This is a genomic window from Streptomyces sp. NPDC048637, assembly GCF_040650675.1.
Taxonomy (GTDB): domain Bacteria; phylum Actinomycetota; class Actinomycetes; order Streptomycetales; family Streptomycetaceae; genus Streptomyces.
On the sequence record NZ_JBEZHQ010000014.1, the window covers coordinates 75,401 to 100,097 of the forward strand.

The window sequence follows — 24,697 nt, forward strand, 5'->3', positions numbered from 1 at the left end:
AACAGCCATGCGTACGGGCCGCCTCCGATGACCGGAGGCGGCCCGTACGCATGACCCGTCGGGGCCGCCGCCCTCAGCTGGCCGGCCGGCCCTCCGGCTCCGGCGCCGCACCGAACCTGCGGTCCCGCTTGGCGTACTCCAGGCACGCCTCCCACAGGTTCCGCCGGTCGAAATCCGGCCACAGAATGTCCTGGAAGACCATCTCGGCGTACGCGCTCTGCCAGATCAGGTAGTTCGAGGTCCGCTGCTCACCCGACGGCCGCACGAAGAGGTCCACATCCGGCATGTCCGGGTAGTACATGTACTTCGCGATGGTCTTCTCGTTGACCTTCGACGGGTCCAGCTTTCCGGCCCGCACATCCGCCGCGATGGCCGCCGCCGCGTCCGCGATCTCGGCCCGGCCGCCGTAATTCACGCAGAAATACAGCGTCATCGCGTCATTGTTCTTGGTCTGCTCCTGGGCGATCTGGAGCTCCTGCACGACCGACTTCCACAGCTTCGGCATCCGCCCCACCCAGCGGATACGGATACCCAGCGCGTCCATCTCGTCACGGCGCCGCCGGATCACATCGCGGTTGAAGTTCATCAGGAAGCGCACCTCGTCGGGCGAGCGCTTCCAGTTCTCCGTCGAGAAGGCGTACAGCGAAAGATTCTTCACGCCCATTTCGATGCAGCCCTTGAGGACGTCCAGGACGACGCCCTCGCCGACCTTGTGCCCCTCGGTGCGCGGCAGCCCGCGCTCCTTGGCCCACCGGCCGTTGCCGTCCATGACGACCGCCACATGGTTCGGGACGAGCTCACCGGGGATCTTCGGCGGCCGCGCACCGGAAGGGTGCGGCTCGGGCGTCTCGTACTCACGTCGATTACGGCCCAGAATCCCGCGTCGTGCCATGCGGCCCACGTCTCCTATATGTCTTGAGGGCGTTTTGCCTTGAGGTCGTTTTCGCTATTTCTCTACGTACCGGAGGGAGCGCAGGCCCCGCTCCATATGCCAGTGCAGATACGCCGTGACGAGCCCGCTGCCCTCCCGGGCATGACGGGCCTCGCAGGCGTCCGCGGTCTCCCAGTCGCCGGTCAGCAGCGCGCTCAGGAGCCCAATGGCCTCAGAGGAGGGTACGACGCTCCCCGGCACCCGGCAGTCGCCGCAGGTCACCCCGCCCGACGCGACCGAAAAGAAGCGGTTGGGGCCGGGCAGCCCGCACCGCGCACAGCTGTCGAAGCTCGGCGCATAGCCGTTGACGGCGAGCGAGCGCAGCAGGAAGGCGTCCAGCACCAGATGCGGCTCGTGCTCCCCGCGGGCCAGCGTCCGCAGCCCGCCGACCAGCAGCAGATACTGCTGCACGGCGGGCTCGCCCTCGTGGTCGGTGAACCGCTCGGCGGTCTCCAGCATGGCCGTCCCGGCCGTATAGCGGGCGTAGTCCGTGACGATCCCGCTGCCGTACGCCGCGATCGTCTCGCTCTGCGTACACAGCGGCAGCCCGCGCCCGATCAGCTCACTGCCGCGCGCATAGAACTGCACATCGACATGCGAGAACGGCTCCAGCCGCGCCCCGAACTTCGACTTCGTCCGCCGCACCCCCCGGGCCACCGCACGGACCCGGCCGTGCCCCCGGGTGAGCAGCGTGATGATCCGGTCCGCCTCACCCAGCTTCTGGGTGCGCAGCACGATGCCGTCGTCGCGGAACAGACTCATGGCGCCATTCTCGCGCATGGGCGAAGCGGGTCGAGCGCCTTCACTGTTCGCACACGCGGGGTGACGCTGCGGAACTAGGCTCGGCAAGGAGAGCAGCACGACAACCGCTTGCAGGGAAAGGGGTGGGCCATGACCAATGCTTCGCAACAGCTCGGGTGGGAAATCTGGGGTTCGGAACTCAAGAACCGCCGGGAGGCAGCCGGCCTGCGTCAGGAGGAGATGGCGCGGGAGCTGTTCGCCTCCCGCACGTTGATCAGCAGGTTCGAGTCGGCGGAACGCCGACCGCGACTGGACATGGCGATCCAGATCGACGGGCTTCTACAAACCGGCGGTTTCTTCGAACGGTTGTGCCGGAAGCTGCTCGAAGAGTCGCCGTACGAGTCCTATTTTGCGCCGGTGGCAGAGCTGGAGGCTGTCGCAACCAAGATCTGCGACTTCGAGACCACGCTGGTACCGGGACTGCTGCAAACGGCGGCGTTCGCTCACGCGGTGATGGCGGAAGCCGACCCCTTTGCCTCCGACGAGGTCCTGGTCAAAAGGGTCGCAGCCCGACTGGAGCGCGCACGCCTCTTCAAGAGCCGCACAAGGCCGGAGTATTGGGCAATCGTGCACGAGCATGCGCTGCGGATCCCGGTCGGTGGTGCGGCCTGCATGGCTGGACAGCTGGATCACATCGCGGCGCTCGTGCGTAGCCGTCAGGTGTTGATCCAGGTGATCCCTTACACGCAAGGTGCACACGCGGCCATGACCCACTCCATGAAGCTCATGGAATTCCCGGACGAGCCACCCACCGTCTATACAGAGGGGATGTTCTGGGGTCAGCTGCTCGACGATCCGGCCATGGTGAAGCGCGCAACGGCAACTTACGATCTCCTCAGGGCCGCCGCACTGTCGCCGGAGGCGTCCCTGACTCTGATCGAGTCGGCGGCGGAGAGCTACAGGAGCACATGAGCCGATACGACCTGGCCACCGCCCAGTGGCGCAAGAGTAGTTACAGCAGCGGCGCCTCCGACAACTGCGTAGAGGTCTCCGACGCCCACCCCGCCCTCGTCCCCGTCCGCGACAGCAAGGTTCCCCACGGCGCCGCGATCGTCTTCCCCGCGACTGCCTGGGCCGCCTTCACCGATGCCGTCAAAGACGGGCATTTCCCGGGCGCCTGACCAGCTTTCACCGGGCGTACACAACAGGGACACAAAGGCCCCGCCATCCCACTGGATGACGGGGCCACATCACGTTATGGTCCGGGTCATCGCGGGCGGAAGACGACCTTCCGCACTTCTCAGTCGCCCCGTGGAAGTGGCCCTCACAGCTCGTCAACTGCCCGGTAGCATCCCGTGAATGTTCGGCAACACATCGCCGTGAAGGCCGGCCGTTCCAGTCAGTACCCAATTGAGGATCCCGATGACATCCATACCGGAGGCGCTGTTGTGGTGCCTCAGCACAGGTACGGCCGCCGCCGTGGTCCTGGCGGCACTCTCGATCCGTGCGGGCAGGCAGCGCGCGGACCTGAGAAAGCGCCTGTCCGCCGCTGAGGAACAGAACAGCGCCACGCTCCACAGCAATACGGAGCTGACGGCCCGGCTGCGTGCCACCGAGGCCGAGATCCGGCATCTGGCCGGTACCCGGCTCCCCGATCTGACGCTGGCGCTGGCCCATCCCCATGTGCCCGTTCCGGGACTGCTGGACGCGCGGTTCACCGCGTCGGCGACCGACCAGGCGCTGAACGCCGTACTGGAGCAGGTCAGCGACGCGATCACCAAGGAGCGGGCGCGGGTCGACGCCGCCGCGCAGTCCACCCTCCGCGGGGCGACCACCACCATCCAGGCGCTGCTCTACCAGCTCCAGTCGGCGCTGCAGGAGATGCAGCACCGCTACGACGACCCGAACGTCGCCCAGGATCTGCTGAACGCCGACTTCCTCAACGAGCAGGCGCTGCGGCGCATCCAGGCCACCGGCGTCGTCTGCGGCGCCTGGCCGGGCCTGACCCGCGAGGACTCCTACCTCGCCGAGCTGGTCGTCGGCGCCACCTCCCGGCTGCGCGGCTACGAGCGCGTGAACATCAGCAACCAGCTGCGTGACCCGGTCGCCGTGGTCGCACGGGCCGTGGAGCCGATCGCGATCACCGTCACCGAGCTGCTGGCCAACGCGCTGCACCACTCGCACCGTGAACTGCCCGTCACCATCACCCTCCAGCAGGGCAACCGCGGCGCCTCGGTCATCGTCGACGACTACGGCGTCGGGATGCACGACGACGAGATCAAGGCGGCGATGGAGCTGCTGTCGGGTGACGAGAACCTGCTGCTGACCCAGCTCGGTGACCCGCCGCGGTCCGGGTTCGCGGCGGCCGGTCAGCTGGTGCGCCAGTACGGCTTCGGCGTGCATGTCGAGCCCTCGCCGTACGGCGGGGTGCGTGCGGTCGTGTACATCCCGGGCGACCCCCTCCTCACCGTCCTCGACGAGAGCGCCCAGCCGATGTCCGTGATGGCTCCCCTGCCACACCGTTCCGCGGTGCCGGATCGTTCCTCCTCCGTGCTGCCCACCGGCTCCGCAACGCCGCCGCCGCAGGCCGCCGCGCCCGCCGCGCAGCCCGCGCCCGCCCCCTCCTACGAGGCACCCGCCCAGCCGGCCGAAGGGGAACTCCCGCGCCGGCGGCGCCGGAAGCCCGTGTCCGAACTCGACGAGAGTGCCGCGCGCACCGAGTCGGCTCCCGAGCGCTCCCCGGAAGAGACCGGAACCCGCTGGGCCGCGCTCCAGCGCGGCACCGAATCCGGCCGGGCAGCCGCCCAGTCAGAACCCCCTCGCAGTCCCGAAGGGAACGCTTAGTCATGAACAGCCCCACCCGCCGCCGTGTTGCCGAGGACAAGTCCTGGGTGCTGGCACCCCTCCTGGAGTTGCCGCATGTTATTCACGCAGCCGTGATCTCCGGCGACGGATTCATCGAGGGCTCCTCGCCCGGTCTGAAGCGGGACTCCGCCGAGGGTGTCGCCGCGATGATGTCCGCGCTGCAGGGTGCGGGACGTGCCGTGACCGCGGCGTTCGCCGAGAAGGACGACACCCGGCTGCGGCAGACCGTGATCGAGTCCGATGAAGGCTTCGTCTTCGCGATACCGGCCGGCGAGAACACCTGCCTGGCCGTCTTCGCCGGCCCGGAGGTGAACATGGGTGTGGTCGCACACCATATGCAGGTCCAGGTGACGACCCTGGGCAACAAGGTCATGAACAGCCGGGCACGGGACCTCGGCAACCCGGCATGACCCCGCGCCAGAGCAGCGGCAGGCGCCTCGTACCGGCCTATCTGGCGACCGGCGGACGCGCCCAGCCCAGCCGCAACACCCTGGACCGGCTCACCCTGCTGCACAGCGTGGGGATGCCGATCACCAGTGAGGTACGTCCGGAGGAGCACCGCATCCTGGAGCTGCTGCAGCCCGGGGCGCTGTCTCTGGCCGAGGTCGCCGCCCACCTTCACCTGCCCGTGAGCGTGGTGAAGGTGCTGGTGGCCGATCTCGTCGATGCCGGGCGGCTGCACGCCCGTGCCCCTATCCCCGAAGCCGAGCAATTCGACCGACACATCCTGGAGAGGGTTCTCGATGGACTCCGCTCTCTCAAGTCCTAGCCCCGGCACCGGCGCGAGCACCGGCAGCATGTACCTCTCCGGTGAGAACCAGACACTGGTCAAACTGCTGATCGCGGGACCGTTCGGGGTCGGCAAGACCACCCTCATCCGTGCGCTGTCGGAAACCCCGCCGCTGCACACCGAGGAGGTCATGACCCAGACCGGCGCCACCGTCGACGATCTCGCCGGAGTCCGGGACAAGACCACCACCACCGTCGCCATCGACTTCGGGCGGCTGACCCTGCCCGGGGACCTGGTGCTGTATCTGTTCGGCACGCCCGGCCAGAAGCGCTTCCGTCCCCTGTGGCAGGACATCGCCCGCGGCGCACTGGGCGCCCTCGTCCTCGCGGACACCCGCCGGCTGGCGGACTCCTTCGAGGTGATGGACATCGTCGAGGAGGCCGGGCTGCGCTACGCGGTCGCGGTCAACACCTTCCCCGACGCGCCCCAGTACGACGTCGAAAAGCTCCGCGAGGCGCTCGATCTGCACCCCGAGACGCCGCTGGTGCTATGCGATGCCCGCGACCAGGAGCAGTCCGTCGATGCGCTGATCGCGCTCGTCGGGCACGTCCTGGCCCACACCCCCGAGGAGAATCCGAACCCGTGACTTCCCCGCACCAGCCGGGAGCCGCACCGCCACCGGGCTGCCCGGCGCACGCCGCCGCCCCGTACCAGCAGGCACCTGCCGACGCCCACTCGCCGGTGAAGCTCTACGGACCGGACTTCGCCGCCGACCCGCACCGCATCTACGCACAGCTGCGCCAGTACGGCGCGCTGGCACCGGTCGAGATCGCGCCGGAGGTGCCCGCGATGCTGGTCACCGACTACCGGGCGGCCCTCGACCTGCTGCACGACGACAGCACCTGGTCCAAGGACTCCCGCGAGTGGATGACGACCGTGCCGGCGGACTCGCCGGTCATGCCGATGCTGATGTGGCGTCCCAACATCTTCTACGCCGACGGGCCGGCGCACGTCCGCTACCGGGACGTCGTCGTCGACAGCTTCAAGCTGGTCGAGCCGCATGAGCTGCGGGCCCGCGTCCACCACGCCGCGGACACCCTGATCCAGCGCTTCGGGGCGCACGGCGAGGTCGATCTGATCGCCGACTACGCGCGGCTGATCCCGCTGCTGATGTTCAACAACCTCTTCGGGATGCCCGACTCCTACAGCGACCGGCTGATCGAGGCCATCGCGGGGATGCTGGACGGCACCTCCCCCGAGGAGGCCGCGGCCGCCAACGAGGCGTACACGAACTACATCATGGAGCTGGTCGGCTCCAAGAAGGCCGAGCGCGGTGCCGACCTGACGTCGTGGTTCATGGATCACCCCAACGCGCTCAGCGACGAGGAACTGATCCACAACGTCATCCTCACGATGGGCGCGGGCAACGAACCGCTCGCCAACCTCATCGGCAACGCGCTGTCGCGGATGCTGTCCGACGACCGCTACTACCACACCCTGTCCGGCGGCGCGCTGACCGCGCACGACGCCATCAACGAGGTGCTGTGGAACGACCCGCCGCTGACGAACTACTCCGCCCACTTCCCGGTCCGTGATGTCTTCTTCCACGGCACCTGGGTGCGCAAGGGGCAGCTGGTGATGGTGTCGTACGCGGCCGCCAACAGCCAGTTCGACACCACGTCACTGGGGACGCCCGGTTCGGGCGGCGGTTCGCATCTGTCCTGGGCGGCCGGTCCGCACGCCTGCCCGGTGAAGCGGCATGCGCTGCTGATCGCCACCACCGCGATCGAGCGGCTCACGGCCTGGCTCTCCGACATCGAACTGGCCGTGGACGCAAGTGAGTTGCAGTGGCGCAACGGCGCGTTCCACCGGGCTCTCGTCGGGCTCCCGGCCCGCTTCACCCCGATCACCCCCGACCAGGCAGGAGCCACTCCATGGCACAACAGGGACAGCAGCCCTTCGTCATCGACCCGGTCGGAAGCGACATCCACGGGGAGGCAGCCCGCCTCCGCGCGCTAGGTCCGGTGGCGCGGACCGAGCTGCCCGGCGGGATCGAGGCCTGGTCGGTCACCAGCCACACCCTCCTCAAGAAGCTGCTGACCGACGACCGGGTCTCCAAGAACCCCCGGGAGCACTGGCCCGAGTGGCAGCGCGAGGAGATCCGCAGCAGCTGGCTGCAGTCCTGGATCGGCGTCACCAACATGTTCACCGCGTACGGCGCCGATCACCGCCGGCTGCGCAAGCTGATCGCCCCGGCGTTCACGGCCCGCCGCACCGACGCGATCCTGCCGCGCGTGGAGAGCATCACCATGGCGCTGCTCGACGACCTCGCCACGCACCCCGCGGGCGAACCCCTGGACCTGCGGGCGCGCTTCAACCACCCGCTGCCCATGCAGGTCATCTGTGAGCTGTTCGGCTTCCCGGAGGGCGAGCAGCGCGCCGAACTCGCCCGCCTCGTCGAGGCCATCATGGACACCACGGCCACCCCGGAGCAGGCCGCCGCCACCGCGGCGGGCGTCCATACGCTGCTGTCCGAACTGGTCGGCGCCAAGCGGGAGAACCCGGCCGACGACCTCACCAGCCTCCTGGTCTCCGCGCGGGACGACGACGGCCGGCGGATGACCGAGCAGGAGCTGCTCGACACCCTCCTGCTCGTCATCGGCGCCGGTCACGAGACCACTGTCGATCTCCTCGGCAACGCCGTACACGCCCTGCTGACCCACCCCGAGCAGCTCAAGCTGGTGCTGTCGGGCCAGGTCCCGTGGGCCGACGTCATCGAGGAGACCCTCCGCTGGGCCCCCAGCATCGCCGCCCTCCCGCTCCGCTTCGCCGTGGAGGACATCGACATCCCGGACGGCCCGACCATCCGCAAGGGCGAGGCGATCCTCCCGGCGTACGCGGCGGCCGGCCGGGACGCCGCGTTCCATGGCGACACCGCCGCCGGCTTCGACATCCGGCGGACCCGCCAGGAGCACCTCGCCTTCGGCCACGGCGTCCACCACTGCCTCGGCGCCCCGCTGGCCCGCATGGAGGCCCGGATCGCCCTCCCGGCCCTCTTCGCCCGCTTCCCCGATCTCCAACTGGCCACCCCGTCCGAGTTGGCACCCACCAGCGGCTTCATCTCGGGCGGTCTGCGCACCTTGCCGGTCCACCTGACCCCGGCCTGACCGGCCCGGCCGATCCCGGTACCGACCCCGTCCCCCCGGCTTGGGGTGGCGGGGTTTTCCGCTGCCCGACCGGGGACGCCCCGTTGCCCGCCCGCAGGCCGGGCGGACCCAGACTCTCGGACCGGTTCACCCCGATCAGAACATGGCGGCCATGGCCACGAGGCTAGGCATCCTTCACGGTACGGAGCAGACAGGTGAATTCCCGCTCGGCCGCAGAGAGCGACGTCTCACAGGAGGTCGCCAGCACGATCTCGCAGGGGGGGCAGCCCGGGGCCGGGCCGGAGTCGAGCCAGGCGTCCTTCCCGTAGTTCCCGGGCCACGCAGCGTTCCGGGATCACCGCGATGCCGAGGCCGGCGATCACCGCGTGCTTGAGCGTCTCGTTCCCCCTGATCTGAGGACTTTGCGCGGGCGACAGCTCCCAGCGGGCCAGGGCGTCATCCTGGGCCCGGCGCGTGGCAGAGCCCTCTTCCCGGAACAGGAACTGCTGTTGCTCCAGGTCGGACGGGGTCACCGCGCAATCGGCCAGCGGATGTTCCGGAGGCGCGACAAGGAGAAGCTCCTCGTCAAGGATCCGTTCCCTGCGTACATGCTGCGATGCCCCCACCCCGTCACCTGGCAGAACGGCCAGACGCACCTCACCATCCGCCAACTGCCCCATGACTTCACTGGTGTTGCCGATCCTCACATGGCACTCGACATCAGGAAATCGTTCGGCGAAGCGGGCGAGCAGCGGCAGGAGCAGATAGTTGCCGTAGGCGCTCGTACTCCCCACCAGCAGGCGCCCCGAGGGAACATCGGACACCCGGTCGACGGCGGCTGCGGCCTCCTGGGTCTGCCTATGGGACTGATAGCCGAAAGCTCTGTGATGCCGGCCGGGTGAATGATGCTCAGTTGTCGCGGGGCCGTCGGCACCGGCCCGCCCACCCCGAGAGCACGCAGAAGGCCGACAAACTCCTTCTCCACCCAGATGTACGTCAGTTGACGGATAGCACGCCCCTCGCCCGAACCTACGTTGAGGAAGACCCCGCGGCGGACAACAGGAGCGGAGCGGGCGGACAGCGAGCTGACCTGGTGGTCACGCACACCGAGTCAGCCGGTCAAGCGCCCCTCAGCAGCCTGGAGGCAGTGCTGCGAGGACAACGGGCCGACTATCGGGCCGACTCAACGAACTCGGTTCACCGAAGGAGACGAGCAATCGTGACCATCGAATCGATTCCCCGCAGACCCGGGCTGCGCAGCCTGGCCACACTCCTCTGTGTCTTCCTCACAGCACTGGCCATCGCCACATCACCACTCGCCGCCGGAACAGCCCGCGCGAGCGAGAACCGCTGCGACTGGGGTTCCCGCACGGGGTGCAAGAACCTTCTGGCGAAATCGGGGGGGTACTTGCAACGGGCAGACGCAGGGTCCTCAGCCAACGGCACCGAGCTCGCCATAAGCAGGGGACTGGACAGCGACCTCCAGTGGGACATCAGACCCGCCGACAACGGCACGTTCCACATGTTCCACCACTCCGCCAATAAGTGTACCGATGTCGACACCAGCAACTACCACGTCGTCCTTTGGGACTGCGACAGCCAGAACGAAAAACAGTCGTGGTACGCCCAACCGACGGGTGATGAAAGATACTACATGATCCGGAACGTCAAATTCCCAAAAAAATGCCTGGACGTCAGGGGCAGGAGCAGCGACGACAAAACCCCTGTAATTCTCTACGACTGCAATAACGGCGACAACCAGAAGTGGTCTGGCCTGGAAGACCGCGACAGCGGGTACGGAAACCCCACCAATGGTCAAAAATTCGAGGACCTGGTCACCAACTACGCCCTGACGCAGTTCAACTCCGGGTCGGATCTCATCAAGGCCACCTACAAAATCGTCGACAAGACGTCAATCGCGGCCACGAACGAGCCTTGGCAAATTGTCTCCGTGAGCAGCGACAAGGACGGCAGCTCCCCGTTCTGCTTTAACGCCAGCAAAAGTTCAAAAATGACGTGCAGCTTTAATTGGCAGTATTCCGAGGCGACCACGACCAGCGTCTCGAACACCCTGGGAGTCACCACGAAGGTCGGAACAGGAAAAGAGAGCCCAATTCAGGTTGAGGTCAGCCTCCAGTACCAGACAACATGGGGCGAAAGCCATACCACAACTGCAACAGAGGGCCAAACTGTCGCGTATGAAATTCCCAACCTACAGAAGGGCTGGGTAGCGACTAGCCGGGCGACCAAGACAACGGTCGGGCTTCATGAATTCACCAACGAATTCGGGACCAAATGGACCGGTAAAGGCGCGGCCATCGCACCAGTATCGGGTGTAGATGGCAAGGCCGACATATTGATCTACTGCACCGAAGACTCCCCGGTTCCTGGATGCCAGGAAAGCCTGAAAAACTATGGCGCCAAGCAGTGACTTAGCGGGCCCGGCCGACGGACGTGGGGGCGACGACAGTCCGCCCCCACGTCCGCCGGCGTTCTCAAGGACTCAGGACGGCGTACGCGCCGCCGCCAGCAGCCGGTTGATCTCCGCGGGGCGCAGCATCAGGGCGCTGCCGACCGTGCTCAGCACCTCGCGTTCCGCGGGTGTGTAGGAGCCGTCGGCGAGGGCGATACGGGCGCCCTGGAGGAGGAGCGATTCCCGGCCCGCCGGAGCGAGATGCGGGGCCAGCGGCTCCAGCGCCTCATGGAGCTCTATGGCCAGCGCGGTGCCGCACGGGTCCGGGCCCTGGTGGCCGCAGTGGCCGCCGGTGACCGCGTCGTAGGTGCCGGTCAGCCGGCCGGTGTCGGCGGCGAGGGCGGCGAGCAGGGTCAGCAGCTCGTCCTCGGAGCAGTCCGCGAAGCCGGCGGCGCGGACCGTGTCGACGGCGGTGTCGCGGACCGCGCCGGAGGAGGTGCCGCCGGCGGCCAGCAGCGCGAGGGTGACGGTGTGGACGGCGTCCCTGAGCATCGCCGAGAAGCGGAGGGTGGTGGGGTGGTCCAGGGCGTCCGGGCCGAAGTGACCGTGGCAGGCGGAGCACTCCAGGACCGGTCCGGCGGCGCCGCGGGAGAGCAGCGGGAGGCCAAGGAGGGTGAACCGGCGACGGCCGGTCCGGCGGAGGTAGTTGCGGTCGCCGCCGCAGTCCGGGCAGAAGAACTCGCCATCGGCGACGGTCCGCCAGGACGTGCGCACGCCCATCACACACATCTTGTGCATCGCGTCAGCCCTCCGTAACTCACCCGTGGCCCTCGGGACACGGGTGGGGTCCCCCAGCGGTAGCTGGGGAGTACCCCCTTGGCCCCCTCGTCGTATGGGACGTGATGTTAGCCACATGTGTGATGCGGCGTCAGCACCTCGTACCGGACAACTGGCCGGATGACGAAGGACCCCGCCCCTCCGGAAGGTAGGGGGCGGGGCCTATGGATGCCGTGAAGAGCATGGCCATGAGGAGGCAGGCGACGGGTGGGGCGGCCGAGGGGGCCGCTCGTGGCGGGGCCCGGCTTGGCCAAAACGGTGGGGGTGCGGCAGGGCCGCGCCGGGACCGGCGTCAGCCTTACGAGGTCATCAGCGCCCGGCTCACCTGTCGTGTCTGGTTGTCCAGGCCGCGGGCGTTGGGGTGGACGAAGGTGCAGGCCTCGCCGGCACCGGGGAGGGAACGGCACAGCTCGTTCTGCGGGTCGGTCTGGCCGCCGTCACCCGTGAGGTTGTCCTTGATGCCGTACATCCACTTCGCGTCGCCGCTCTCGCACACCCCGTGCGCCGCACTCGGCCCGTAAGTGTCGACGTAGGTCGCGGCGTGGTACGCGGCGTGCTTCTCCAGCAGTGCGTTCAGGCGCAGTTCGAGGCCGTCGAGCCAGGGCATATCGCCCTTCTTGACGCTGCCGAGCTGGTTCCAGTGCCCGAACGTGCAGCCGGAGTTGTCCGGGACGATGGCCGGATAGCCCACGACGGCGACCCGGGCATGCGGTGCGCGCCGGTGGATCACCGTCATCATGCGGGCGAGGTCGGTGTCGAGCTGCGTGAACCGCTCCTCGAGCCACCCCTCGCCCGCACCACCGTTGCTGTAGTGGTTGGTACAGGGCCTGAGCTGGAAGGGCTTGGTGGCGCCCAGTTCGAGGCACTTGCTCACGATGGACCCGAAACCGAGGGAGTTGCCGCCGATGCCGACGGTCACGTAGTCGGTGTCGGGGGACAGCGCATCGGTCTGCGGGGGCAGATCGGACCAGCCGCCCGGGGGCGGGATGGTCGGCGGCCCGTAGATCTTGGACGCCGGCTGGGGCGCCAGGACCCCGTCGACCACCTCGGCGGCCCCGCAGGTCACATCCGTCAGCTCAAGTCCGAGCTGACCGGCCACCTGATGCGGGTAGTTGCGCCCGGAGCGGCCGCAGCCGTCGTGCTCCTCCCAGGGGCGGACGAACACCCCGGCGCTGTACGAGTCGCCGAGCGCCACATACTCCGGGCGGTCCGCCGCCCGGGCCGGGGTTCCGGACGCCGCCGGGGCGAATGCGGAGGCCGCCACGGCAAGCGAGGCAACCGCCGCGACGGCCAGCCGGGAGATTGCGGGCATGCCATATCTGCTCATCTGCACGTCCTTGGTGTCCGCGCCGCGGCCTGTCCGACGAGCGCTGGTCACCAAAAGTACTGAGCTACTTACTCACCGTGATCTGCGCGGGGTCCAAACCCCACCTTCAGGTGGCGGGGTCGCACAACGGCGCCCCCGCGGCTCGCGGAGAGCTGCGGGGGCGCAGGAGAAGGGCGTACTGCCGGGGTCGTCAGCGGCCCGCGCGGTTCACGGCGGAGACGACGGCCTTCAGCGAGGCGCGCGTGGTGTTGGCGTCGATGCCGATGCCCCACAGCACCTTGTCACCGATCGCGCACTCGATGTACGAGGCGGCCAGTGCGGAGGCGCCCTCGCTCATGGTGTGCTCCTGGTAGTCCAGCAGCCGCGCGTCGATGCCGATGCCCTGCAGTGCGTGGAAGAACGCGGAGATCGGGCCGTTGCCGGTGCCGACCAGCACCGTCTCCGCACCGTCCACCTCGGCCTCGACGGTGAGGGTGTCGATGCCGTCCTTGTCGGTGGTGGTCTGCCCGTTCTTGACCTGGATGCGGCCCCACGGGTCCTGGGGGTTGGGCAGGTACTCGTCCTGGAAGGCCGACCAGATGGCGGTGGGCGTGACCTCGCCGCCCTCGGCGTCGGTCTTCTCCTGGATGATCCGGGAGAACTCGATCTGCATCCGGCGCGGCAGTTCCAGCTTGTGGTCGTTCTTCAGGACGTAGGCGATACCGCCCTTGCCGGACTGCGAGTTGACGCGGATGACGGCCTCGTAGGACCGGCCGACGTCCTTGGGGTCGATGGGCAGGTACGGGACCGCCCACTCGATGTCGTCCACGGTCTTGCCGGCGGCGGTGGCCTCGGCCTCCATGGCGTCGAAGCCCTTCTTGATGGCGTCCTGGTGGGAGCCGGAGAAGGCGGTGTAGACCAGATCGCCCGCATAGGGGTGGCGCGGGTGGATCTCCATCTGGTTGCAGTACTCGCTGGTGCGACGGATCTCGTCGATCTGCGAGAAGTCGATCTGCGGGTCGACGCCCTGGGAGAACAGGTTCATGCCCAGCGTCACCAGGTCGACATTGCCGGTGCGCTCGCCCTGCCCGAACAGACAGCCCTCGATACGGTCGGCGCCCGCCATGATCGCCAGCTCGGCGGCGGCGACGGCGGTGCCCCGGTCGTTGTGCGGGTGTACGGACAGGCAGACGTGCTCGCGCCGGGACAGGTGGCGCGCCATCCACTCGAAGCGGTCGGCGTGGGTGGAGGGCGTGGAGCGCTCGACGGTGGCGGGCAGGTTCAGGATGATCTCGCGGCCCGCCTCGGGCTGCCAGACGTCGCAGACCGCCTCGCAGACCTCCAGCGCGAAGTCCAGCTCGGTGTCGGTGAAGATCTCCGGGCTGTACTGGTAGCCGAAGATCGTCTCGTCGCCGAGGATCTTGTCGGCGTACTCCATGACCAGCCGGGTGCCGTCCACGGCGATCTGCTTGACCTGCTCCTTCGAGCCGCGGAAGACGACCCGGCGGAAGGTGGGTGCGGTGGCGTTGTACAGGTGCACCGTGGCGCGGTGGGCGCCGCGCAGCGACTCGACGGTGCGCTCGATCAGCTCCTCGCGGGCCTGCGTCAGGACGGAGATCGTCACGTCCTCGGGGATCGCGCCCTCTTCGATGATCGAGCGGACGAACGCGAAGTCCGTCTCCCCGGAGGAGGGGAAGCCGACCTCGATCTCCTTGTAGCCCATGCGTACCAGCAGGTCGAACATCTCGCGCTTACGAGCCGGCGACATCGGGTCGATCAGCGCCTGGTTGCCGTCCCGCAGGTCGGTGGAGAGCCAGCGGGGCGCGACGGTGATGCGGTTGTCCGGCCAGGTGCGGTCAGGGATGTCGACCGCTTCGTAACGGCCGTACTTGTGGACCGGCATCCCGGAGGGCCGCTGCAGCTGCGTCGCGTTGGTGACCGGGGTGGGCCGGCCGACGGCATTGCCTGCGGGGCTCGACGGATTCGTCATGGTGCGTAGGGCTCCTCGTATGTCCGCTGGGGGTCCCCCTGCTCCAGAAGAGCCAGGGAGAGGCCGACGGGGCGATAGATCGCAACACCGAACTCCGCGGGGAGGGGGTCGGCCTACGACTACAGGCCCTCGCCGCGGCAGCTAAGGAGAAGCAGCCCGAAACGCATGATGCACAGCACCCTAGCTGAGGTACGCCCTGCATGGCGGTCGCGTATCAGTATGCGGGACCGGCCGGACGTTACGGCCTAAATGCGACCAACCACACTTTTACGGGAATCTTGGACGCAGGCAGTGACAGCGGCATTACACAGTGCCACCGTTTGTGCATGGACCTCAACGACGCGCAGCCAGATTCCGCCACCTGCCACACGCCCGTCTTCTGCTCGATCATCCCGCCGCACATCCTCGACAACCTGGCCCAGTCCGACGACCCGGAGCGGCACGAGCCGGCCCGCCGCACCCTGGAGCACGACCACGTACGGCGCACCGAGCGCCGCGCGATCGCCGCCCGCGGCGGCCTCACCCCCGGCGAGCCCGGGGCCGGCGCCGACAAGCCGAACCGCACCATCTACGACGCCCGCCACCACGAGGACCTGCCCGGCAAGAAGGTGCGCAGCGAATCCGACGGCCCGTCCAAGGACGCGTCCGTCAACCGCGCGCACGCCGGTCTGGGCGCCACCTTCGACCTCTACCTCAAGATCTACGGCCGCAAGTCCATCGACGGCGCCGGACTGCCGCTCAACGCGACCGTCCACTACGGCCGGCGGTACGACAACGCCTTCTGGGACGGCGAGCGGATGGTCTTCGGTGACGGTGACAACGACCTGTTCAAGGACTTCACCATCGCCGTCGACGTGATCGGCCACGAGCTCACCCACGGGGTCACCCAGTACACCGCCAACCTCGACTACCAGGGCCAGTCCGGCGCCCTCAACGAGTCGGTCTCCGATGTCTTCGGCGTACTGATCAAGCAGTATGCCCTCGGCCAGACCGCCGACCAGGCCGACTGGCTGATCGGCGCCGAGCTGCTCGGCCCGAACGTCACCGGCACCGCCCTGCGCTCGATGAAGGCCCCGGGCACCGCCTACGACGACGACGTGCTCGGCAAGGACCCGCAGCCCGCCGCCATGAAGGACTACGTCAAGACGACCAGCGACAACGGCGGCGTGCACATCAACTCCGGCATCCCCAACCACGCGTTCTACCTGGCCGCCACCGCCATCGGCGGCAAGGCCTGGGAGCGCGCCGGGCAGATCTGGTACGACGTGCTGACCGGTGGCGAGCTCACCAAGACCGCCACGTTCACCGACTTCGCCACCCTCACCGTCAAGGCCGCCCAGGCCCGCTTCGGCGCCGGCGACGAGCACGAGGCGATGGTCAAGGCCTGGACACAGGTCGGCGTCACCACGAAGTAGCGGCACCGGGTGCGCGGGGCGGGGGATTCGGCAGCGCCTTCCGCCCCGCGCACGATTACCGTGGCCTTACGGGGTAGGTGTCCGTCGAAGACGTCGGAGGAGTCCGTTATGCGCATTCACGTCCATCGCACCGGAGGCTTTGCGGGCGTCGACCGCCGCGCCGAGATCGACACCTCGGGCCGCCCCGACGCCGACGACTGGCAGGACCTGGCCAAACAAGCCGTCGCCACGGCCCGCACCGAACCCCCCGTCGGAGTCCCGGACGGCTTCAGCTACCAGATCACCGTCGACGGCCGGACGGTCTACTGCTCCGACCCGCGCCTCACGAAGGAACAGCGGTCGTTGATCACGAAGGTGATGAAGGAAGGCGCGTAGGCGCCTCCACGGGACGGCTGCGCGGGGCCCGGACCTCCGGCAAGGGCCGGGGCGGCGCGCTGTGGCGCGCTCTCGTCACTGGTCCCTCCAGATCGGCCGGGCCAAAAACCGTGGCACCTTCGGGGACCACTGGTCAGTGGCCATCGACGACGTAGGGACGTTCCAGGGCGCGCTCAGCCGCGAGCAGATCAACCAACTCTTGAGCGCGTGGGCCGGTCTGCCGACCGAGGTGCCGGACGTCCCCGAGGCGGGGTGATTGCACACCCGCCGCCCCTGCCACCCCTCAACTCCTGGGTACCACGGCCCTCTTGACACCGTTACCGCCGGTTACAAAGATCCGGCCCATGACGACCGAACCGGTGCCCTCCGCCCTGCCCCGCTTCCCCCGTGACTTCGTGTGGGGGGTGTCCACGTCCGCCGCGCAGATCGAGGGGGCGGTGGCGGAAGGCGGGCGGGGGCGGTCCGCGTGGGATGTGTTCGCGGCGGAGGCCGGGCGGATCAAGGACGGGTCGGATGCGCGGGTGGCGACCGATCACTACCACCGCTATCGCGAGGACGTGGGGCTGCTGAAGGAGCTCGGGGTCGGGGCGTACCGGTTCTCGGTGGCCTGGCCGCGGGTGGTGCCGGACGGGGGCGGGGCGGTCAGCAAGGCCGGGCTGGACTTCTACGACCGGCTGGTGGACGCGCTGCTGGCGGCGGGAGTCGCACCGGTGCCGACGCTGTTCCACTGGGACACCCCGCAGGCGCTGGAGGAGGGCGGCGGGTGGCTCGTCCGGGAGACGGCCGAGAAGTTCGCGGCGTACGCGGAGGTGGTGGCGGAGCGGCTCGGGGACCGGGTGCAGCGGTGGATCACCCTCAATGAGCCGGCCGAACTGACCTTGCTGGGCTACGGGCTGGGACAGCATGCGCCGGGGCGGCAGCTGCTGTTCGAGGCGCTGCCGGCGGCCCATCATCAGCTGCTGGGGCACGGGCTGGCCGTACAGGCGTTGCGGGCCCGCGGGGCGACCAGCATCGGGATCGCCAATTCGCACGGGCCGACGTGGACAGCGAGCGCGTCGGAGGCGGACACCGCGGCGGCCGGCCTCTACGACCTGCTGCTCAACCGGCTGTTCGCGGAGCCGGTGCTGCTGGGCCGGTATCCGGACGAGGAGCTGGCGGCCCTGCTGCCGGGGCCGGTCGCCGACGATCTGAAGGTGATCTCGCAGCCCTTGGACTGGTACGGGATCAACTACTACCAGCCGACGCTGGTGGGCGCCCCGGGGGCCGAGGGGGCGGGGGCGGCCGACTTCGGCGGGATCCGGCTGCCGCCCGAACTGCCCTTTGCGCCCCAGGAGATCGAGGGGTATCCCCGGACCGATTTCGGCTGGCCGGTGGTGCCGGAGGCGCTCACCGAGCTGCTGGTGTCGTTCCAGGAGCGGTACGGCGACCGGCTGCCGCCCGTCGTGATCACCGAGAACGGGTGCGCGTACGAGGGGGTCGAGGACGGGGAGCGGATCGCGTTCCTGGACGGCCATCTGCGGGCGCTGCACGCGGCCATGGCGGCCGGGGTGGATGTCCGGGGCTACTTCGTCTGGTCGCTGATGGACAACTTCGAGTGGGCGGAGGGGTACGCCCGGCGGTTCGGGCTGGTGCACGTGGACTACGCGACGCTGGAGCGGACGCCCAAGGCGTCGTTCCGCTGGCTGCGCGACGCCCTCCGGGCACAGGCCCGGGGATGAGCCGCCCCGCCGCTCCGGAGGCGCTCACGGAGCCGACGGAGCGGGCCGGGCGCGGATGGACCGCCTCGCTGTCGCTGGCCAACGGGGCGATCTGGGTCGGGTGGTACGGACCGCTGCAGATCCTGCTCGCCCTGCAGGCCGCGGAGCTCGCCCCGCCGGGCACGGCGAAGGAGTCGGTACTGGCGTGGGTGACGGGCGCGGGAGCCGTCGTCTCGATGGTGTCCAACCCGCTGTTCGGGGCGCTGTCGGACCGTACGGCCTCGCGGTTCGGGCGGCGTACCCCGTGGATCCTCGCGGGGGTGCTGGGCGGGGCCGGTGCGCTGGTGCTGCTGGCCGGGGCGGGCGCGGTGCCGGCGATGGTGCTGGGGTGGTGTCTGGTGCAGCTCACCCTCAATGCGGCCTTCGCGGCGATCACCGCGGCCGTGCCCGACCGGGTGCCGCAGCGGCAGCGCGGGGCGGTGGGCGGCTGGCTGGGGGCCGCGCAGATTCTCGGGGTGGTGGCCGGGACGGGGCTGGCGACGGTCGCGGGCGGTGTGGTCGCGGGCTATCTCGCCTGTGCCGGTTTCGCGGTGCTGGGCACGCTCCCGTATGTGCTGCTGCACCGGGACCCGGTGCTGCCGGCCGGGCGGCGGCCGGCGCTGACCCCGCGGGCCGTGCTCGCCGGATTCTGGATCAGCCCGCGCCGCCACCCCGATCTGGGGTGGGCCTGGCTGACCCGGTTCCTGATCAACCTCGGCAACGCGCTGGCGCTGCTGTACCTGCTGTATTACCTGCGGGATGTGCTGCACCGCCCGGACCCGGACGGCGGGGTGCTGGTGCTGACCGCCGTCAACGCCGTGACCCTGCTCGGCACGGTCGTCGTCGGGGGCCTCTGGTCGGACCGGATCGGGCGCCGGCAGCCGTTCGTGCTGTGGGCGGGGGTGCTCATGACGGTGGCGACCGGGCTGCTGGCCGGGTGGCAGACCTGGCCGGGGGCGCTGTGCGCCGCGGCGCTGCTCGGGGTCGGCTTCGGCGTCTTCACCTCCGTCGACTTCGCGCTGATGACACAGGTGCTGCCGGCCGCCGCACACCGCGGCAAGGACATGGGCCTGATCAATATCGCCAACTCGCTGCCACAGGTGGCCGCCCCGGCGCTGGCCGCGCCGATCGTGCAGCACCTCGGCGGCTACCGGGTGCTGTACTGCGTCGCGGCGGCCATCGGGCTGCTGGGGGCGCTGCTGGTGCGCAGGATCCGGGGCGTGGCGTAGGGCCTGACCGCGGATCGGTCGGATCAGGCCCGGGGCCGGAGCAGGCTCAGAAGCCCAGCTTGCGCAGCTGCTTCGGGTCGCGCTGCCAGTCCTTGGCGACCTTGACGTGCAGGTCCAGGAAGACGGGCGTGCCCAGCAGAGCCTCGATGTGCTTGCGGGACTTCATGCCGACCTCCTTCAGGCGCTTGCCCTTGGGGCCGATGATGATGCCCTTCTGGCTGGGGCGCTCGATGTAGACATTCGCGTGGATGTCGAGGAGCGGCTTGTCGGCGGGGCGGTCCTCGCGCGGGAGCATCTCCTCCACGACCACCGCGATGGAGTGCGGCAGCTCGTCGCGGACGCCCTCCAGCGCGGCCTCGCGGATCAGCTCGGCGACCATGACCTGCTCGGGCTCGTCGGTGAGGTCGCCCTCGGGGTAGAGCGGCGGGCTCTCGGGGAGCATCGGGACCAGCAGGTCGGCGAGGAGGGACACCTGAGTGTCGCCGACGGCCGAGACCGGGATGATCTCGGCCCACTCGATGCCCAGCTCCTTGCCGAGCTGGTCGATGGCGATCAGCTGGGCGGCCAGTGCCTTGGAATCGACCAGGTCGGTCTTGGTGACGATGGCGACCTTGGGGGTCTTCTTGATGTCGGCCAGCTCGCCGGCGATATAGCGGTCGCCGGGGCCGATCTTCTGGTCGGCGGGCAGACAGAAGCCGATCACATCGACCTCGGACCAGGTGGTGCGGACGACATCGTTCAGCCGCTCGCCCAGCAGCGTGCGCGGTTTGTGCAGGCCAGGGGTGTCGACGAGGACCAGCTGGGCCTCGGGGCGGTGCACGATGCCACGGACCGTGTGGCGGGTGGTCTGCGGGCGGTTGGAGGTGATGGCCACCTTCGTGCCGACGAGCGCGTTCGTCAGGGTCGACTTGCCCGCGTTGGGACGGCCGACGAAGCAGGCGAAGCCCGCGCGGTGCGCGGCGGAGGACTCGGTACGAACGCTCATGGCGCCCATTCTCCCCGATCCCGGGCGCGCCTCCGACCACCCCGGTCCGGAGACGGCCTCGGGTGGGCGCGGACGGCCCGGGGCGGCCCTCCGGTGCCGGCGGGCCGCCCCGTACGCCGTCGTACCGCTGCCCGGCTCAGGCCGGGTTCCCGCCCGCCGGGACGGTGCTGCGCAGGGTGCCGTCGAGGCCCGCGACCAGCACCGGCGTCCCGGGGCCGCCGAGGTCCCGTACGGCCGCGCGGTCGGCGTCGGTGGCGCGCTCGGCGTCGGTGACCACGGCCGCCGCCTCCAGGGACGTGGCCCCGCTGGCGACGGCCATCGCGACGGCCGTCTGCAGCGCGCTGAGCTGCAGCGAGTCCAGAGCGACGGTGCCGGCGACATAGGTGCGGCCGGTCTCGTCGCGGACGGCGGCGCCCTCGGGCACACCGTTACGGGCCCGCGCCGAGCGCGCGAGCGTGATGATCTTGCGGTCTTCGGGGTCCAGCGGTGCGGCTTCGCTCATACGGGCGAGCATATGCGGGGCGGCGGAGGACGGTGCCAAGGGGCGGCGGGCCGTCCGGCGGCCGGGCACCAGATGTGCCGCGTCGTTGCGGGCGAGGGTGGCAGCAGACCGGGGCCAGGGCCGGGCTGTACCCGGCGCGGAGCCCAGTGGTTGCGCTGCTGTGGTGGCCGGGCCGCGGACGGTGCGTACGACGCGCCGCGGCCGAGGAAGAAGGTGGTTGCCCCGGTCCCCCGTCGCCGGGGCAACCTGCGTTACAAGATTTCTCTCACGCATTGCGGCCACGCGCCGGCGACCGCTTGAAGATCCTTCCACGGCGCCCGCCGCGGAATCCAGCTCCCTCGGATATGGCTTGCAGAACATTTCTGCTGCACTGGAGATAAGTAGCCGCCCGGAGCGCGACAGCGGGAAATATTCCCGGCATCACCAGGAATTACGCGCCGAATTCTCCGGATGTTCAGCCGGCGGAGCGGCCGCCCGCGGACGACTCCTCGGCGGCACTCGCGCCCGCCGGACGCACCGGCTCGCACAGCACCGTGATGATCTTGTTGCGGCGGCCGGCCGGGGATTCCGCGGTCAGCCGCAGCGCCTTCAGGCCCGGGTCCGAGGCGTCGTCGGAGAGATCGACCTCCGCGGTGGCCCCGGCGATCGGGACCCGGCCGAGGAGCTTGGCGAGCAGTCCGCCGACCGTTTCGACGTCCTCGTCGTCCAGCTCGGCCAGGCCGTACAGCTCGCCGAGGTCGCCGATGTCCAGCCGGGAGGTGACGCGATAGCGGCCGTCGCCGAGGTCCTCGACGGGCGGCAGTTCCCGGTCGTATTCGTCGGTGATCTCGCCGACGATCTCTTCCAGAATGTCCTCGATCGTGACAATGCCGGCAGTGCCGCCATATTCATCGATCACCACTGCGACATGATTGCGGTCCTGCTGCATTTCGCGCAGCAGATCACCGGCATTCTTGGTGTCGGGGACGAAAACGGCGGGGCGCATGGCCGTGGAGATCAGCTCGGTCTCGGCGTCACGGCTGATGTGCACCTTGCGGGCCAGGTCCTTGAGGTAGACCACGCCGACGATGTCGTCCTCGTTCTCGCCGGTCACCGGGATACGGGAGAAGCCGGAGCGCAGGGCGAGGGTGAGCGCCTGGCGGATGGTCTTGAACCGTTCGACGGCGACCAGATCCGTGCGCGGCACCATCACCTCGCGGACGAGGGTGTCGCCGAGCTGGAAGACGGAGTGCACCATCCGGCGCTCCTCGTCCTCGATCAGCGACTCCTTCTCCGCGAGGTCCACCAGGGAGCGCAGTTCGGCCTCGGAGGCGAACGGGCCCTTGCGGAAGCCCTTGCCGGGGGTGAGGGCGTTGCCGAGGAGGATCAGCAGCTGCGGGATGGGGCCCATGATGCGGGCCAGCGGCAGCAGGACGTAGGCGGCGGCGGTGGCGGTGTTCAGCGGGTGCTGACGGCCGATCGTCCGCGGCGAGACACCGACGGCGACATAGGAGACCAGCACCATCACAGCGATGGCGACGGTCAGCGCCTCCCATGTCTCGTCGAAGGAGCGCAGACAGGTGTAGGTCACCAGGACCCCGGCGGCCATCTCGCAGCCGACCCGCACCAGCAGGGCGACATTGAGATAGCGGGTGGGGTCGGCGGCAACGGCGGCGAGCTTGGCACTGCCGCGGCGGCCGGAGCGGACGGCTTCCTCGGCCCGGAAACTCGTCGTCCGGGCCAGACCGGCCTCCGCGCAGGCCGCGAGCCAGGCGATCACGACGAGCAGGACCGCGACCGCGATCAGCTGGGTGGTCATCGGGCCGTCCCGTCAGGTCACGGTGGGGGCCGGAGAGGGGCCGGTCAGACCCCGCTCGCCGCGCCAGCCGTCGATGATCGCCGCCTGCAGACCGAACATCTCGGCCTTCTCGTCCGGCTCCTCGTGGTCATAACCGAGGAGGTGGAGCACCCCGTGGACGGTGAGCAGCTGCAGCTCCTCGTCCATGCTGTGCCCGGTCGGCGCCTCCTCGCCCTGCTTCTTGGCGACCTCCGGGCACAGCACGATGTCCCCGAGGAGACCCTGCGGGGGCTCCTCGTCGTCCTTGGCCGGCGGACGCAGCTCGTCCATCGGGAAGGACATGACATCGGTCGGTCCCGGCAGGTCCATCCACTGGAGGTGGAGCTGCTCCATGGCCTCGGCATCCACGACGATCACGGACAGCTCGGAGAGCGGGTGGATGCGCATCCGGGCGACGGCGTAGCGGGCGACATCCAGGATGGCCTGCTCGTCGATCTCCGTGCCGGACTCGTTGTTGACGTCGATGGACATGGGGGCGTTGCTTCTCGCTTCTCGGGCCCGGCCCGATGGTTGCTGGGACCGCGGGTCGTGCGCCCCGGCCGGCCGGGGCGGCCGGCCGGCGGGGCTCACTTGCCGTTGCGGCTGTCGTACTTCTCGTAGGCGTCGACGATACGGCCCACGAGCTTGTGCCGGACCACGTCCTGGCTGGTGAGCAGGGAAAAATGCACATCGTCGACGCCGTCCAGGATCTCCCGGACCTGGCGCAGACCGCTCTTCGTCCCGCCCGGGAGGTCGACCTGAGTGACATCGCCGGTGATGACGATCTTCGATTCGAACCCGAGGCGGGTGAGGAACATCTTCATCTGCTCGGGGTTCGTGTTCTGCGCCTCGTCGAGGATGATGAAGGCGTCATTCAGGGTTCTGCCGCGCATATACGCCAGCGGCGCGACCTCGATCGTCCCGGCGGCCATCAAGCGCGGGATGGAGTCGGGGTCGAGCATGTCGTGCAGCGCGTCGTAGAGCGGGCGCAGGTAGGGGTCGATCTTCTCGTAGAGCGTGCCGGGCAGGAAGCCGAGCCGCTCACCGGCCTCGACCGCGGGGCGGGTCAGGATGATGCGGTTGACCTGCTTGGCCTGCAGCGCCTGCACGGCCTTGGCCATGGCGAGGTAGGTCTTGCCGGTGCCGGCCGGGCCGATGCCGAAGACGACGGTGTGCTCGTCGATGGCGTCGACGTAGCGCTTCTGGTTGAGGGTCTTGGGCCGGATCGTACGGCCACGGTTGGAGAGGATGTTCTGGGTGAGTACCTCGGCGGGGGTCTCACTCGCCGCGCCCTCGCCGTCCTCCGCCGCGCGCAGCATGGCGATGGACCGTTCCACTGCGTCCTCCGTCATCGGTTGTCCGGTGCGGAGCACCAGCATCATCTCGTCGAAAAGGCGCTGGACGAGGGCCACTTCCCCGGCGTCACCGACAGCGCTGACCTCGTTGCCCCGGACGTGGATATCGGTCGCCGGGAAGGCTTTTTCGATCACGCGCAGTAGGGAGTCACCGGATCCCAGGACCGTCACCATCGGGTGCTTGGCCGGGACGGTGAACTGGGCGCGCGCCTGCGGTTGCGTGGGTGTCTGAGTCATAGGGCGGCTCGGTGGCCTGCTCAACCCCATCCTTTGCTCATAAGAAGTGCCTGCCTGCACTCGACTCCTTGGGATACCAGAGTACGAC

25 protein-coding genes are annotated in these 24,697 nt (G+C 69.2%); 14 read left to right on the forward strand and 11 right to left on the reverse strand.

What is annotated here, in order from left to right:
* Positions 1 to 73: 73 nt before the first annotated feature.
* Together AB0C46_RS19465 and recO are read right to left on the reverse strand one after the other, a co-directional pair.
* On the reverse strand, positions 74 to 892 hold the full coding sequence (locus AB0C46_RS19465; RefSeq protein ID WP_362829076.1) for an isoprenyl transferase: 819 nt from the start codon (positions 890 to 892) through the stop codon (positions 74 to 76).
* A gap of 54 nt (positions 893 to 946) precedes the next feature.
* On the reverse strand, positions 947 to 1,693 hold the full coding sequence (gene recO, locus AB0C46_RS19470) for a DNA repair protein RecO (RefSeq protein WP_362829077.1): 747 nt from the start codon (positions 1,691 to 1,693) through the stop codon (positions 947 to 949).
* Positions 1,694 to 1,822: 129 nt separating this feature from the next.
* Here recO and AB0C46_RS19475 point away from each other — a divergent pair, with 129 nt between their 5' ends.
* The 8 genes from AB0C46_RS19475 (at position 1,823) to AB0C46_RS19510 (ending at position 8,434) form a co-directional block, all read left to right on the forward strand.
* On the forward strand, positions 1,823 to 2,644 hold the full coding sequence (locus AB0C46_RS19475; RefSeq protein WP_362829078.1) for a helix-turn-helix transcriptional regulator: 822 nt from the start codon (positions 1,823 to 1,825) through the stop codon (positions 2,642 to 2,644).
* On the forward strand, positions 2,641 to 2,853 hold the full coding sequence (locus AB0C46_RS19480; protein WP_362829080.1) for a DUF397 domain-containing protein: 213 nt from the start codon (positions 2,641 to 2,643) through the stop codon (positions 2,851 to 2,853). Before AB0C46_RS19475 ends, AB0C46_RS19480 begins: the two co-directional genes overlap by 4 nt.
* A 241-nt stretch (positions 2,854 to 3,094) precedes the next feature.
* Positions 3,095 to 4,516, forward strand: coding sequence for an ATP-binding protein (locus AB0C46_RS19485; protein WP_362829082.1), 1,422 nt, complete (start codon positions 3,095 to 3,097; stop codon positions 4,514 to 4,516).
* A gap of 2 nt (positions 4,517 to 4,518) precedes the next feature.
* Positions 4,519 to 4,947 carry a roadblock/LC7 domain-containing protein gene (locus AB0C46_RS19490; RefSeq protein WP_208684342.1) on the forward strand — a complete coding sequence of 143 codons (429 nt, stop codon included), beginning with the start codon at positions 4,519 to 4,521 and terminating at the stop codon, positions 4,945 to 4,947.
* Positions 4,944 to 5,306: a DUF742 domain-containing protein gene (locus AB0C46_RS19495; RefSeq protein ID WP_085927072.1), complete on the forward strand. Its 363-nt coding sequence runs from the start codon at positions 4,944 to 4,946 to the stop codon at positions 5,304 to 5,306. Before AB0C46_RS19490 ends, AB0C46_RS19495 begins: the two co-directional genes overlap by 4 nt.
* Positions 5,307 to 5,334: 28 nt before the next feature.
* Positions 5,335 to 5,913: an ATP/GTP-binding protein gene (locus AB0C46_RS19500; protein ID WP_362829186.1), complete on the forward strand. Its 579-nt coding sequence runs from the start codon at positions 5,335 to 5,337 to the stop codon at positions 5,911 to 5,913.
* Positions 5,910 to 7,286 carry a cytochrome P450 gene (locus tag AB0C46_RS19505; RefSeq protein ID WP_362829084.1) on the forward strand — a complete coding sequence of 459 codons (1,377 nt, stop codon included), beginning with the start codon at positions 5,910 to 5,912 and terminating at the stop codon, positions 7,284 to 7,286. Before AB0C46_RS19500 ends, AB0C46_RS19505 begins: the two co-directional genes overlap by 4 nt.
* Entirely contained in the window at positions 7,202 to 8,434 is a 1,233-nt protein-coding gene (locus AB0C46_RS19510; RefSeq protein WP_362829085.1) for a cytochrome P450, read from the forward strand. Before AB0C46_RS19505 ends, AB0C46_RS19510 begins: the two co-directional genes overlap by 85 nt.
* Before the next feature lie 227 nt (positions 8,435 to 8,661).
* On the opposite strand, the gene AB0C46_RS19515 is transcribed toward AB0C46_RS19510, so the two are convergent.
* Entirely contained in the window at positions 8,662 to 9,237 is a 576-nt protein-coding gene (locus tag AB0C46_RS19515; protein ID WP_362829086.1) for a LysR substrate-binding domain-containing protein, read from the reverse strand.
* A 395-nt stretch (positions 9,238 to 9,632) separates the two neighbouring features.
* Here AB0C46_RS19515 and AB0C46_RS19520 point away from each other — a divergent pair, with 395 nt between their 5' ends.
* Positions 9,633 to 10,844, forward strand: coding sequence for an RICIN domain-containing protein (locus AB0C46_RS19520; RefSeq protein WP_362829087.1), 1,212 nt, complete (start codon positions 9,633 to 9,635; stop codon positions 10,842 to 10,844).
* A gap of 72 nt (positions 10,845 to 10,916) precedes the next feature.
* Here the strand turns inward: AB0C46_RS19520 and AB0C46_RS19525 are convergent, their stop codons facing one another.
* The 3 genes from AB0C46_RS19525 to leuA form a co-directional block, all read right to left on the reverse strand.
* Positions 10,917 to 11,624 carry a TerB family tellurite resistance protein gene (locus tag AB0C46_RS19525; RefSeq protein ID WP_362829088.1) on the reverse strand — a complete coding sequence of 236 codons (708 nt, stop codon included), beginning with the start codon at positions 11,622 to 11,624 and terminating at the stop codon, positions 10,917 to 10,919.
* Between the two features lie 337 nt (positions 11,625 to 11,961).
* Complete coding sequence (locus AB0C46_RS19530; protein ID WP_362829089.1) at positions 11,962 to 12,975, reverse strand: SGNH/GDSL hydrolase family protein; 1,014 nt, start codon at positions 12,973 to 12,975, stop codon at positions 11,962 to 11,964.
* 205 nt (positions 12,976 to 13,180) lie between these two features.
* Positions 13,181 to 14,959 (reverse strand): 2-isopropylmalate synthase, encoded by a 1,779-nt coding sequence (gene leuA / locus AB0C46_RS19535; RefSeq protein ID WP_362829090.1) that lies wholly within the window; start codon positions 14,957 to 14,959, stop codon positions 13,181 to 13,183.
* 326 nt (positions 14,960 to 15,285) lie between these two features.
* On the opposite strand from leuA, the gene AB0C46_RS19540 reads away from it, so the two are divergent.
* From AB0C46_RS19540 to AB0C46_RS19560, 5 genes are all read left to right on the forward strand, one after another.
* A complete protein-coding gene (locus AB0C46_RS19540) occupies positions 15,286 to 16,374 on the forward strand; it encodes a M4 family metallopeptidase (RefSeq protein WP_362829092.1) in 1,089 nt (362 codons plus the stop codon).
* 108 nt (positions 16,375 to 16,482) lie between these two features.
* On the forward strand, positions 16,483 to 16,749 hold the full coding sequence (locus AB0C46_RS19545) for a protealysin inhibitor emfourin (RefSeq protein ID WP_362829093.1): 267 nt from the start codon (positions 16,483 to 16,485) through the stop codon (positions 16,747 to 16,749).
* A gap of 61 nt (positions 16,750 to 16,810) precedes the next feature.
* Positions 16,811 to 17,005 carry a hypothetical protein gene (locus tag AB0C46_RS19550; RefSeq protein ID WP_362829094.1) on the forward strand — a complete coding sequence of 65 codons (195 nt, stop codon included), beginning with the start codon at positions 16,811 to 16,813 and terminating at the stop codon, positions 17,003 to 17,005.
* Between the two features lie 88 nt (positions 17,006 to 17,093).
* On the forward strand, positions 17,094 to 18,467 hold the full coding sequence (locus AB0C46_RS19555; RefSeq protein ID WP_362829096.1) for a GH1 family beta-glucosidase: 1,374 nt from the start codon (positions 17,094 to 17,096) through the stop codon (positions 18,465 to 18,467).
* Complete coding sequence (locus AB0C46_RS19560) at positions 18,464 to 19,714, forward strand: MFS transporter (protein ID WP_362829097.1); 1,251 nt, start codon at positions 18,464 to 18,466, stop codon at positions 19,712 to 19,714. The genes AB0C46_RS19555 and AB0C46_RS19560 overlap by 4 nt, the downstream gene beginning before the upstream one ends.
* A 46-nt stretch (positions 19,715 to 19,760) precedes the next feature.
* Here AB0C46_RS19560 and era read toward each other — a convergent pair whose 3' ends face one another.
* The 5 genes from era to AB0C46_RS19585 form a co-directional block, all read right to left on the reverse strand.
* A complete protein-coding gene (era, locus tag AB0C46_RS19565; RefSeq protein WP_026169382.1) occupies positions 19,761 to 20,699 on the reverse strand; it encodes a GTPase Era in 939 nt (312 codons plus the stop codon).
* 136 nt (positions 20,700 to 20,835) lie between these two features.
* Positions 20,836 to 21,201 (reverse strand): cytidine deaminase, encoded by a 366-nt coding sequence (locus tag AB0C46_RS19570; RefSeq protein WP_362829099.1) that lies wholly within the window; start codon positions 21,199 to 21,201, stop codon positions 20,836 to 20,838.
* Positions 21,202 to 21,655: 454 nt separating this feature from the next.
* On the reverse strand, positions 21,656 to 22,999 hold the full coding sequence (locus tag AB0C46_RS19575) for a hemolysin family protein (protein ID WP_362829100.1): 1,344 nt from the start codon (positions 22,997 to 22,999) through the stop codon (positions 21,656 to 21,658).
* A 12-nt stretch (positions 23,000 to 23,011) separates the two neighbouring features.
* Positions 23,012 to 23,509, reverse strand: coding sequence for an rRNA maturation RNase YbeY (gene ybeY / locus AB0C46_RS19580; RefSeq protein WP_362829102.1), 498 nt, complete (start codon positions 23,507 to 23,509; stop codon positions 23,012 to 23,014).
* Positions 23,510 to 23,604: 95 nt separating this feature from the next.
* The gene (locus AB0C46_RS19585; protein WP_362829104.1) at positions 23,605 to 24,609 is read right to left on the reverse strand and encodes a PhoH family protein; all 1,005 of its coding nucleotides are present in this window, start codon (positions 24,607 to 24,609) and stop codon (positions 23,605 to 23,607) included.
* Positions 24,610 to 24,697: the final 88 nt, after the last annotated feature.